12 protein-coding genes are annotated in these 10371 nt (G+C 66.3%); 9 read left to right on the top strand and 3 right to left on the bottom strand.

Annotated elements, in window-relative coordinates; all coding sequences use genetic code 11:
• The first annotated feature begins 209 nt into the window (after positions 1-209).
• The 4 genes from BVE01S_RS03945 (at position 210) to BVE01S_RS03930 (ending at position 3131) form a co-directional block, all read left to right on the top strand.
• The gene (locus BVE01S_RS03945; RefSeq protein WP_066624527.1) at positions 210-1463 is read left to right on the top strand and encodes a cation:proton antiporter domain-containing protein; all 1254 of its coding nucleotides are present in this window, start codon (positions 210-212) and stop codon (positions 1461-1463) included.
• 40 nt (positions 1464-1503) lie between these two features.
• On the top strand, positions 1504-1704 hold the full coding sequence (locus BVE01S_RS03940) for a DUF2093 domain-containing protein (protein WP_066624606.1): 201 nt from the start codon (positions 1504-1506) through the stop codon (positions 1702-1704).
• Positions 1701-2558, top strand: a complete 858-nt coding sequence (locus BVE01S_RS03935) for a M23 family metallopeptidase (RefSeq protein WP_066624525.1) — start codon at positions 1701-1703, stop codon at positions 2556-2558. Before BVE01S_RS03940 ends, BVE01S_RS03935 begins: the two co-directional genes overlap by 4 nt.
• Before the next feature lie 66 nt (positions 2559-2624).
• Complete coding sequence (locus tag BVE01S_RS03930) at positions 2625-3131, top strand: response regulator (protein WP_066624523.1); 507 nt, start codon at positions 2625-2627, stop codon at positions 3129-3131.
• Here BVE01S_RS03930 and BVE01S_RS03925 read toward each other — a convergent pair.
• Both BVE01S_RS03925 and BVE01S_RS03920 read right to left on the bottom strand, forming a co-directional pair.
• Positions 3089-4024 carry a lysophospholipid acyltransferase family protein gene (locus BVE01S_RS03925; RefSeq protein WP_066624516.1) on the bottom strand — a complete coding sequence of 312 codons (936 nt, stop codon included), beginning with the start codon at positions 4022-4024 and terminating at the stop codon, positions 3089-3091. The genes BVE01S_RS03930 and BVE01S_RS03925 overlap by 43 nt on opposite strands.
• Complete coding sequence (locus BVE01S_RS03920; RefSeq protein WP_066624513.1) at positions 4014-4796, bottom strand: SDR family NAD(P)-dependent oxidoreductase; 783 nt, start codon at positions 4794-4796, stop codon at positions 4014-4016. Before BVE01S_RS03920 ends, BVE01S_RS03925 begins: the two co-directional genes overlap by 11 nt.
• A gap of 109 nt (positions 4797-4905) precedes the next feature.
• On the opposite strand from BVE01S_RS03920, the gene tipF reads away from it, so the two are divergent.
• The 4 genes from tipF to BVE01S_RS03900 all read left to right on the top strand — a co-directional run bounded on the left by tipF (position 4906) and on the right by BVE01S_RS03900 (position 8672).
• Positions 4906-6177 (top strand): flagella assembly cyclic-di-GMP phosphodiesterase TipF, encoded by a 1272-nt coding sequence (gene tipF, locus BVE01S_RS03915; protein ID WP_066624599.1) that lies wholly within the window; start codon positions 4906-4908, stop codon positions 6175-6177.
• A gap of 183 nt (positions 6178-6360) precedes the next feature.
• Entirely contained in the window at positions 6361-7230 is an 870-nt protein-coding gene (locus BVE01S_RS03910; RefSeq protein ID WP_066624511.1) for a TIGR01459 family HAD-type hydrolase, read from the top strand.
• A 39-nt stretch (positions 7231-7269) separates the two neighbouring features.
• The gene (locus BVE01S_RS03905) at positions 7270-7731 is read left to right on the top strand and encodes a MaoC family dehydratase (RefSeq protein ID WP_017506733.1); all 462 of its coding nucleotides are present in this window, start codon (positions 7270-7272) and stop codon (positions 7729-7731) included.
• Positions 7731-8672, top strand: coding sequence for a bifunctional riboflavin kinase/FAD synthetase (locus BVE01S_RS03900; RefSeq protein WP_066624508.1), 942 nt, complete (start codon positions 7731-7733; stop codon positions 8670-8672). Before BVE01S_RS03905 ends, BVE01S_RS03900 begins: the two co-directional genes overlap by 1 nt.
• On the opposite strand, the gene BVE01S_RS03895 is transcribed toward BVE01S_RS03900, so the two are convergent.
• The gene (locus BVE01S_RS03895) at positions 8667-9194 is read right to left on the bottom strand and encodes a gamma carbonic anhydrase family protein (RefSeq protein WP_066624505.1); all 528 of its coding nucleotides are present in this window, start codon (positions 9192-9194) and stop codon (positions 8667-8669) included. The genes BVE01S_RS03900 and BVE01S_RS03895 overlap by 6 nt on opposite strands.
• Before the next feature lie 310 nt (positions 9195-9504).
• Between BVE01S_RS03895 and BVE01S_RS03890 the strand changes: the two genes are divergently transcribed.
• Entirely contained in the window at positions 9505-10296 is a 792-nt protein-coding gene (locus tag BVE01S_RS03890; RefSeq protein WP_088582943.1) for a PhoH family protein, read from the top strand.
• Positions 10297-10371 lie beyond the last annotated feature (75 nt).

The following is a 10371-nucleotide window of genomic DNA, read 5'->3' as shown; positions in this document are numbered from 1 at the left end:
CAACCCTTCGTCGAAACGGTACTTAAAAACTCACACTCCGGGCGAAGGCCCGGCGCTCCGCCCAGCCCTCCAGACTTCGCAGGCCGAACGCCGCGAAGACAAAGCCGTTTTCCGTCCCGCGCGACACTGCGTCATCTTGTCAAACCGGCCTTCGCGCCCCAACTGCAAAGCCTACCCAAATCACACCTTCGCTCGCGACAGGAGCCCTGATGCCGCATGCCGACAGCCTGATTCTCACCCTGGTCGGGGGCTTCGTCCTCGCCTTCGTGTTCGGCATGCTGGCGCATCGGCTGAAACTGTCGCCCTTGGTGGGCTATCTCGTCGCGGGCGTGATCGTCGGCCCCTATACGGGCGGCTTCGTCGCCGACACCGAACTGGCGCCGCAACTGGCCGAGATCGGCGTCATTCTGCTGATGTTCGGCGTCGGCCTGCATTTCTCGCCCAAGGATCTGATGCAGGTCCGCAAGGTCGCCATTCCCGGCGCCCTGGTTCAGATCGGCGTCGCCACCGTGCTGGGATGGGGGCTCGGCGGTTTCGTGCTGGGCCTGGGCGATGTCGAGGCTCTGCTGATGGGCTTCGCCTTGTCCGTCGCCTCGACCGTCGTCCTGCTGCGCGCGCTTGAGGAGCGTAAACAGGTCAAGGGCGAGATCGGCCGCATCGCCGTGGGCTGGCTGATCGTCGAGGATCTGGTCATCGTCATCGCCCTGGTCATGCTGCCCATGGTGCTTGTCCCGGCCGGAACCCAGACGGACCTCGCCGCGCTGGGGACCGACGTCGGCCTGACCCTGCTAAAGGTCGTGTTGTTCGTCGTCGGCATGCTGGTCGTCGGCGGCAAGGTCATTCCCTGGCTGCTGATCCGCATCGCCCACACCAAGTCGCGCGAACTCTTCACCCTGGGCGTCCTCGCCATCGCCCTGGGCATCGCCTGGCTGGCCTATTTCCTGTTCCACTCCTTCGCGCTGGGCGCCTTCCTGGCCGGTCTGGTGATGAACGCCTCGCCGCTGGGTCACAATGCGGCCGAGCGCTCCTTGCCGCTGCGCGACGCCTTCGCCGTGCTGTTCTTCGTTTCGGTCGGCATGCTGTTCGACCCGATGATCGTGGTGCGCCAGCCGTGGGCGGTCCTGGGCGTGCTGGGCATCGTCATCGTCGGCAAGTCGGTCGCGGCCCTGGTCATCACCCAGACCTTCAAGCTGGATCGCCCGACTGGCTTCACCGTCGCGGCGTCCCTGGCCCAGATCGGCGAGTTCTCCTTCATCCTGGCCGCGCTCGGCGTGTCCCTGGGCGCCATGAGCCGCGAGACCCACGATCTGATCCTGGCCGCCGCCCTGCTGTCGATCTCGCTGAACCCCTTCGTCTTCCTGTTCACCGATCGGATGGGCGGCAAGCCGAAGCCGCCCGCGGCCGGCGCGATCCGCCCCGCAGCGGCGGACGGCCCGATCACGGATGCGGTCGCGGCGCCCTGAGCCTCTTTCCGCGCCGCCCGCCGCCCGCTATCGTTCGCTCATGGACAAAATCGCAGCAGATCAGGCCGTTCTTCACTATGGCGACGGCGAGTTTGCCGTCTTGAAGCCCGGCCGCTTCGTGCGCTGCGCCGTCACGGACAGGCCGATCCCGCTGGAAGTCCTCCGCTACTGGAGCCCCAGCCGTCAGCAGCCCTATTTCGGCCCGGCCGAATTCATCGCGGCCCAGCAGGGCGAAAAATGATCCCGTCGCGCCGCGCCCTGCTGACCGGCGCGAGCGCCAGCCTGATCGCCGCGCCGCTAATGGCTGAAGACCGCAACGCCCTGCCGCTGGCCTTGAACGGCGCCTGGCGCCAGGGCGGCTACGCCTTCGGCCGCACCGCGCCGCGCGCCCTGATCTTCGTCGACGGCGAGGCCCTGACCACCGCCTCGGCCGCCGGCCTCTTCGTGATCGGCTTCGACCGCGACGCCTCCGCCAGCGTCCAGATCGAGGCCCGCGCCGACGGCCGGTCCGCCCGTCGCACCCTCGACATCGCTCCCTACGCCTTCCCCTCGACCAGCGTGAACGGCCTGCCGTCCTCGACCGTCGAGCCCAGCGATCCCGCCCTCCTGGCCCGCATCCAGCAGGAGATCGCGCTGAAGACGGAGGGCTTCGCCAGCCGCATCGACTCCGACGACTTCAAGGATGGCTTCGCCTGGCCGCTCGAGAGCTACCGCGTCTCCAGCGCCTGGGGCGCCCAGCGCGTCCTGAACGGCACGCCCGCCCGGCCGCACTACGGCATCGACCTGGCCGCCCCCCAGGGCAGCGTGATCCGCGCACCCGCCGACGGCCGCATCGCCTTCGTCCGCCCCGACATGCATTTCGAGGGCGGTCTGACCCTGATCGACCACGGTCAGGGCCTGATCAGCTGCTATTTGCATCAGTCGCGGCTGGACGTGGCGCTGGGCCAACGCGTCCGGCGCGGCGATGCGCTGGGCCGCGTCGGCATGACCGGCCGCGCCACCGGCCCCCACCTGTGCTGGCGCATGAAATGGCGCGATCGCAACCTGGATCCGTCACTCATGATCGGGGCGCGTGTTCCAGAAAGTCTAGCCTGATCAAAGGCTCCTCTTGCGAGACTACGCATATCCACTTAGCCTCGATCGAAGATCTGGCGGGGCCCGATGTTTTCTCTGAAATCGCTGAACGTCCTGCTTGTGGACGACAATCAGAATATGCGCGCCATCGCGTCAGCCGTGCTGCATTCGGCCGACATCCGCAACGTCTATGAGGCGTCCGAAGGCGCGACGGCTTTCGATTTGCTGCGTCGCCACGCGATCGATCTGGCCATCGTCGATTTCAACATGTTCCCGTTGGACGGGGTCGAGTTCACCCGCCTCGTCCGCACCAGCCCCGACAGCCCCAATCCGTTTCTGCCGATCATCATGATGACCGGCCATTCCGAACGCAGCCGCGTCTACGAGGCCCGCGACGCCGGGGTGACCGAGTTCATCGTCAAGCCGATCACCGCCAAGGCCGTGCTGGATCGGCTGAACGCCGTCATCATGAAGCCCCGCCCCTTCATCAAGGCCGATGGCTATATCGGGCCCTGCCGTCGGCGTCGCGATACGCCCGACTACGCCGGGCCTTACCGTCGAGGATCGGACGCCTCGCGGTCCAACGCCGCATAAACCTTGTCCGGCCAACGCTTGTGGACCCAGAACCAGTCCACCGGATGCTCTTTCACCCGGTCCTCGACGAAGCGATTGGCGGCCTGGATGCCGGCCAGCGTATCGGCCGCCTTGTCCTCGCTCTGGCTGACCACGATTGGCTCGTGCGCCGTCACCCGGAACCGCACGCCCGGCAGGCGCACCACCGACAGCGGCAGCATGACCGTGTCGAACTTCAACGCCAGCCTGGCCGCCCCAGGCGAGGCGTTCACCGGCTGACCGAAGAACTCCACCTCCGGCCCCTGATTGTATTTCTGATCGACCAACAGGGCGATGGAATCGCCGCGCTTCATCCCCGCCATCAGTTCGCGCGTCCCGTCGCCCTTGGGCGCGAACAGACGGATGCCGTAACGCTCCCGGCTCTGGCGGATCAGGGCGTCGACGTACGGATTATTGGCGGCGCGATAGGTCACCTGACACGGCACGCCCGAGGCCATGATCACCGCCGCCATCACCTCGAAGTTGGCCAGATGGCCCGAGATCAAAACGGCCGGCTTGCCGCTGTCGCGCAGGGCGTGCAGCCGCTCCATCCCGACCACCTCGACCCGCCCGCCTTCGGGCGTCAGATGATCCATGATCGCCAGCTCGGCGAAGGTCCGGCCCGTCTGATCCCACTGCGCCAAGGCCAGCGCCTCGCGCTCGTCTGCCGGCATGTCAGGAAAGGCGATCCGCAGGTTGCGCATTACCGTCTTCTGCGTGCCGGTCAGCGGCCCCAGCGTGCGCAGCAGCCAGCCGCCCAACCCCGACGCCCGCTCGACGCCCAGCAGGCGCAGAAAGCCGAACAGCGCCTGAAAGCCGAAGGCCTCCAGGCGCCAAACTAGATCCTGCTTCCAGTCGTTACGCTCACCAGGCAATCGTCAATCCACCGTCAACCACAAGGGTCTGGCCAGTCACATAGGCCGACGCAGGGCTGCACAGATAGACCGCCGTGCCCGCGATTTCATCGGGCTGACCGATCCTTTTCAGCGGCGCCGGTTCGGTGACCTGTTTCAGCAGCTCCGGATTCTCCCACAGATATTTGGCGAAATCGGTCTGAACCAGCCCGGGCGCGATGCAGTTGACCCGCACGTTCGACGGCCCCCACTCCACCGCCAGATTGCGCACCAGCTGCATGTCCGCCGCCTTGGAGATATTGTAGGCGCCGATCAGGGCGTTGCCGCGAAGCCCTCCGATGGACGAGATGACCAGGATCGCCCCGTCTTTCCGCTCCACCATCTGCGGCGCGACCATCTGGATCAGCCAGTGGTTCGAGATGACGTTATTCTGCAGTATCTTCTCGAACTGGTCGTCGGCGATGCCCGCCATCGGCCCGGCATAGGGATTGGTCGCGGCGTTGCAGACCAGGATGTCGATCTGGCCGAAGGCGGCGTTTGTCTCGTCGACCAACCTCTGCAGGTCTTCCTTCGAGGCGATGTTGGCCGGCACCGCAATGGCGCGCGGTTCATCGGCCTTGGCGCCGTACTTGCCGTTGATCTCGGCGGCGACCTCGTCGCACGGCCCGGCCTTGCGCGACGAGATGACGACCTTGGCCCCGTGTTCGGCCAGCCGTTCGGCGATGGCCTTGCCGATTCCCCGCGATGAGCCGGTGATGATTGCGACCTTGCCGGTCAGATCGAACAGTTCCATTGCGTTTCCCGTAGGTTTGGCGGGGATATTTGCAGCCCCGCTCTAGCCGAATGACATTGATAGCCTGATACTCAGGCGATTCCATCCGGGAGTGGCCGACCGCCAGCCGATGCGCAACGTAACAACGGGCTTTCTCTACTTCGCCTATCTGTTCCTCGGCATGACCGTGGGCGCCTTCCTGTGGCGCGCGGGCCTTGGGATCGGCGCAGGCGTGGCCGGAACGCTCGGCGCACTGGGGCTGTTGGGCGCCTTCCACGGCATCGTCACCGGCATCGCCGAGCGCCGCGTCCTGAAAAAGGAAATTGGCCAAGTCCGCGAGGCCCACCGCCTGCTCGCCGATGCGATGGAATCGACCCAGGGCGCCCTGACTGAACTGGCGCACGCCATCGAGACCGGCGTCCTGTCCGACACCGATGCGCTGACCGGCGAGGTCCGGATGCTGGAATCCCTGGTCCAGCAGATGAGCGAAAGCATCGACGAACGTCTGGCCGCCGCGCCGCATATCGGTGTCGAGACCTTTGAGGGCCGTCGCATGGCCCAATCCAACGTCCTGCTGCGCACCATCCACGAAGCGCTCAGTGAAGGCCGCGTCGATCTGTATCTTCAGCCGGTCGTCTCCCTGCCCCAACGCCGGACGATCTTCTACGAGAGCTTCACCCGGCTGCGCGACGCCACCGACCGCGTCATGATGCCGGCGGAATATCTGTCCCTGGCGGAGGGCGAGGGTCTGGTGCCGGCGATCGACAATCTGCTGCTGTTCCGCTGCGCCCAGATCGTGCGGCGGCTGGCGCGTCAGGATCGCAAGGTCGGCGTCTTCTGCAACGTGGCCCTGACCTCGCTGGGCGACGAGACCTTCTTCCCGCAGTTTCTCGACTTCCTGTCCGAGAACCGCGACCTGAACCAGGCGCTGATCTTCGAACTGGGTCAGGCGACGTTCGACGCGCGCGGCGCCATCGAGGCGCGCAACATGGCCAAGCTGGCCGACCTGGGCTTCCGCTTCTCGCTGGACAAGGTGCAGACGCTGGACCTCGACTTTGCCGATCTGCAACGCTCGGACGTCAAGTTCATCAAGGTTGCGGCCGACCTGATGATCGAACAACTGCTGGACCTGGACGGCGGCGCGCCCTTGCGCTCCATGCCCGACATCCAGGCGGCCGATTTCGCCGCCCTGACCCGCCGCTACGGCGTCGAGGTCATCGCCGAAAAGGTCGAGAACGAACGCCAGGTCGTCGACATTCTCGAACTGGACGTCGGCATGGGCCAGGGCCACCTGTTCGGCGAACCCCGCGCCATCAAGGAACAGGTGTTGGCCGAGACCGACCCCCCGGCCGAGTTCCTGCGCTCCACCCTGCGCAGCGCCGAGCAGCGTCGCCGGTTCTAGACGGTCTCCTCCCCACTCCGTGGGGAGGTGGCGCGGCGCGTCTTCGCGCCGTGACGGAGGGGCTTATCCGCATCACACGCTCCGAGCCCGTTTCAAGAACCCCCTCCACCGCTTCGCGGTCCCCCTCCCCATTTCATGGGGAGGAGACTTTCGCCTCCGCGTCCTAGCGGCTACCAACGCCCCATGACCCTCCCCCACGCCCTGCCCCACCTCGGCGCCGTCGCCGGCGATTATGACATCCTGCTCTGCGACGTCTGGGGCGTGATCCATAATGGGCGCGAAAGCTGGGCTGGCCCGTGCGAGGCGCTGACCCGGTTCAACCGCGAGGGCGGCCACGTCGTGCTGATCTCCAACTCACCCCGCCCGGCCTCGGACGTGATCGCTCAGTTGGACGGGCTGGGCGTGCCGCGTGAGGCATGGAAGGCCTTCGTCACCTCCGGCGACGCGACCCGCGCCGAACTGGCCAAGCGCGCGCCCGGCCCGGCCTGGATCGTCGGCCCCGAACGTGACGCGCCGCTGTACGCCGGCCTTGGCCTCGAGCGCGCCGCGTCGCCTGAGGACGCCGCCTTCATCTCCGTCACCGGCCCGGAGGACGACACGGTCGAGACGCCCGAAGACTACCGTGAGCGGTTCGCCGTCGGCGCCGCACGCGACATCGAACTGATCTGCGCCAATCCCGACCGCGTCGTCCAACGCGGCGACCAGCTGATCTACTGCGGCGGAGCACTGGCCGACCTGTATGAATCGCAGGGAGGACGCGTCGTCATGGCGGGCAAGCCCTTCGCCCCGATCTATGATCTGGCGATCAAGGAGGCGGAAGGCCTGCTTGGCCGCTCCGTCGATCGCTCGCGCGTCCTGTGCATCGGCGACGGCGTCGTCACCGACGTGATGGGCGCGAACGCGCAAGGGCTCGACTGCCTGTTCATCGCCCAGGGCATCCACGGCGACCAGGCCAAGGGCGAAGACGGCGCGCTCGAGCCGGCCCGCGCCGCTGCTTTGCTAAAGGCGGAAACGACCTATGCGCGATACGCCGCGCTCGAACTGAACTGGTAAGGCTCGCCATTTTGTCGCACCGCCGCTAAAGCCTCATCCATGGTCGAATTGGTTCAGCAGCATCCGTCCGGTGGTTACATCCTGGACGAACTTCACGTCGGCATGGCGGCCGAGAAAATCGTCGTCGCGACGGAGGACCGCATTCGGCTGTTCGCCGAGGCGTCCGACGACTTCAACCCGGTGCATCTGGACGAGGCCTTCGCCTCTAAGACCGCCTATCGCGGCCGGATCGCCCACGGCCTGCTCAGCGCCTCGTTCGGCTCTGCGGTGGTCGGCACCATCCTGCCGGGCGCCGGCTCGATCTACATTTCCCAGACCCTGGCCTTCCATCAGCCGGTGAGGATCGACGACGTCGTGCGCATCCTGATCACCGTGATCGAGGTCGAGCCCGAGAGCGCGCGGGTCAAGCTCAGCTGCGAAGGCTTCGTCGGCGAGACCATGATCATGGACGGCGTCGCCGTCGTCCGCGTCCCCCGCCGGCGCAAACCGTCCCAGCGTTGATGCAGATTGCGCGTATTTGGCGCGACTGGCGCGAGGTGCCGGACGCGCTGAAAGGCGCGGCGGTCGCCGTCGGCGCCTTCGACGGCGTGCATCGCGGGCATCAGGCCGTCATCGCCGGCGCACGTGACGCAGCGGAACGGCTGGGCGCGTCGCTGGGCGTCGTCAGCTTCGATCCTCATCCGCGCCGCTGGTTCCAGAAGGACGCCGCGCCCTTTCGGCTGATGACGGCCGAGCAGATGGCCGAGGCTTTGGCGCCGCTGGGTGTGGACATCCTTTATCTGCTGCCCTTTGACGCCGAGATGGCCGGCATGACCGACGCCGCCTTCGCCGAGCGGGTTCTGGCCGAGGGTCTGGGCATCCGCCACGCCGCCGTCGGGTTCGACTTCACCTTCGGCAAGGGCCGATCCGGCTCGCCCGAGGCCTTGCGCGCCTATGGCGAGAGGCTGGGCTTCACCGTTTCTGTCGCCGAACGGCTAGATGACGCGGACGGGCTGAAACTGTCGTCCAGCGCCGTTCGCGAGGCCTTGAAAGCCGGCGACATGGCCCGCGCCGCCGCCATCCTAGGCCGCCCCTTCGCTATTCGGGGCGAAGTGATCCACGGCGACAAGCGCGGCCGCACCATCGGCGTGCCGACGGCCAATATCGCGCTCGGCGACTACATGCGCCCCGCCTACGGCGTCTATGCGACCCGCAGCCGATTGCCGGACGGGCGGGTGATCGACGGCGTCGCCAGTCTGGGCGTGCGTCCGATGTATGCGCTGGAGACCCCGCTGATGGAGGTCTGGCTGTTCGACTTCGACAGCGACCTGTACGGCCAGACGCTGGACACCGAGTTGGTCGCCTGGCTGCGTGGCGAGGAGACCTTTGACGGTCTCGACGCCCTGAAAACCCAGATCGACGCCGACGCGGCGGCGGCGCGGTTTGTCCTCAGCCGATCATAGGGGCCGAAGCTCCGCCGCGAACCGCTTCCAGTTCTGCACATAATGTTCGGCCGACATCTGCAGCACGGCGATGTGCGCCGGGTCACGCTCCCGCACCACCTTGCCGGGCTGGCCCACGATCAGACTGTTGTCCGGGATGATCTTGCCTTCTGTGATCAGCGCGTTGGCCCCGATGATGCAGTTCCGGCCGATCTTGACCCCATTCAGCACCACCGCCCCGATGCCGATCAGGCTATAGTCCCCTACCTCGCAGCCATGCAGCATGGCCTTGTGTCCCACCGTCACGCCGCGCCCCAGCGTCAGCGGCGACCCCATGTCGGTGTGCAGCACGCTGCCGTCCTGAATGTTGCTGTCAGGCCCCACGGTGATCGGATCGTTGTCCCCCCGCAGCACGGCGCCGAACCAGACACTGGCGTTGGAATGGAGAATCACGTTCCCTATTACCGATGCGCTTGGCGCCACCCAGTATTCGCTCTGCGGCGGAAGCTGTGGTTTGCTGTCGCCCAAGGCGTAAATGGTCATCTGTACACCGCCTAATCTTTGAAAAACGAGGGCTTTAACGGATCGCTAACCACGATAGCATCATTCTGTTGATGCGATTCGTGGGTCGCCATTTCGGCCCCGGATCCGAAACCGGATCAAGCCCGATCCGGTCATCAAGTCGGGGCTTTCGCGTGGCGCGTTGGGATCCTGGTTCGGTTGTTCGGCGGCGGGCGCACCCCGTTGCAGACGGCCCTGCTGTCGATCCGGGCCGCCGCTGTGCAGGCCGCGACCTCTTCCTCCCCAAGACCATCCAAGGCGGCGCCCGTTCGGGTCCGCCTTTTTTCATGCCCTGGAGGCGTCCATGACCAAGCGTGCTGCAACCAAGCGTCAAACGCGTGAACACGGAATCCTGGATTCGCGTGATTTCATGGAGGAGTCGAAAGTTCGTCGGCTTCACGCCCCGCATCACGAGCGATCAGGATGGTCGCCCTATCCTTCGAACGACGACCGCGACCAAGGCTACCTGAAGACGTTGAAGCCCAAATCCGAGGGCCAGGGCGAGTTGATGGAAGCCATAGATCACCACAACCTGGTCATGGCGCTGGGTCCCGCAGGCACCGGCAAGACCTACCTCGCCGTCGCCAAGGCGGTCGAGGCGCTGGAGGCGGGCAAGGTCGGCCGCATCGTCCTCAGCCGCCCTGCTGTCGAGGCCGGCGAATCCATCGGCTTCCTGCCCGGCGACATGGAAGACAAGCTGGCTCCCTATCTGCGCCCGCTCTACGACGCCCTGTCCGATCGTCTGTCGATGAAGCGGGTCAAGGCGCTGATGGCCGAAGGTCTGATCGAGATCGCCCCGGTCGGCTATATGCGCGGCCGCACGCTGAACAACGCCTTCATCGTCGTCGACGAGGCGCAGAACTGCACCTACGTCCAGCTCAAGATGCTGCTGACCCGCCTGGGCTGGCATTCCACCATGGTGGTGACCGGCGACCCGCAGCAGTCGGACCTGCTGCCCGGCATCTCCGGCCTGTCGGACATTTCGGCTCGACTTGAGGCCGTACCCGACATCGCCGTGGTGCGTCTGGCCGAGCGCGACATCGTCCGTCACCCGCTGGTCGCCTCGATGATCGGCGTCCTCTAGCTCTGATCCTGCAGCCGACGCTGGATGGCGTCGGCTGCAGACCCGTTGCACCGCGAAACCAAAAGCCATTGTCCC

Origin of the sequence: Brevundimonas vesicularis NBRC 12165 (genome assembly GCF_001592205.1) — a bacterium.
Taxonomy (GTDB): domain Bacteria; phylum Pseudomonadota; class Alphaproteobacteria; order Caulobacterales; family Caulobacteraceae; genus Brevundimonas; species Brevundimonas vesicularis.
This window is presented reverse-complemented; position numbering and strand designations above follow the sequence as displayed.

Bases quoted from the DNA above. Each gene is read 5' to 3' on its own strand.
- BVE01S_RS03900 (WP_066624508.1), top strand. From the start codon at position 7,731: ATGCAGATTGCGCGTATTTGGCGCGACTGGCGCGAGGTGCCGGACGCG.
- BVE01S_RS03930 (WP_066624523.1), top strand. From the start codon at position 2,625: ATGTTTTCTCTGAAATCGCTGAACGTCCTGCTTGTGGACGACAATCAG.
- BVE01S_RS03935 (WP_066624525.1), top strand. From the start codon at position 1,701: ATGATCCCGTCGCGCCGCGCCCTGCTGACCGGCGCGAGCGCCAGCCTG.
- BVE01S_RS03905 (WP_017506733.1), top strand. From the start codon at position 7,270: ATGGTCGAATTGGTTCAGCAGCATCCGTCCGGTGGTTACATCCTGGAC.
- tipF (WP_066624599.1), top strand. From the start codon at position 4,906: ATGCGCAACGTAACAACGGGCTTTCTCTACTTCGCCTATCTGTTCCTC.
- BVE01S_RS03920 (WP_066624513.1), bottom strand. From the start codon at position 4,796: ATGGAACTGTTCGATCTGACCGGCAAGGTCGCAATCATCACCGGCTCA.
- BVE01S_RS03895 (WP_066624505.1), bottom strand. From the start codon at position 9,194: ATGACCATTTACGCCTTGGGCGACAGCAAACCACAGCTTCCGCCGCAG.
- BVE01S_RS03910 (WP_066624511.1), top strand. From the start codon at position 6,361: ATGACCCTCCCCCACGCCCTGCCCCACCTCGGCGCCGTCGCCGGCGAT.
- BVE01S_RS03940 (WP_066624606.1), top strand. From the start codon at position 1,504: ATGGACAAAATCGCAGCAGATCAGGCCGTTCTTCACTATGGCGACGGC.
- BVE01S_RS03945 (WP_066624527.1), top strand. From the start codon at position 210: ATGCCGCATGCCGACAGCCTGATTCTCACCCTGGTCGGGGGCTTCGTC.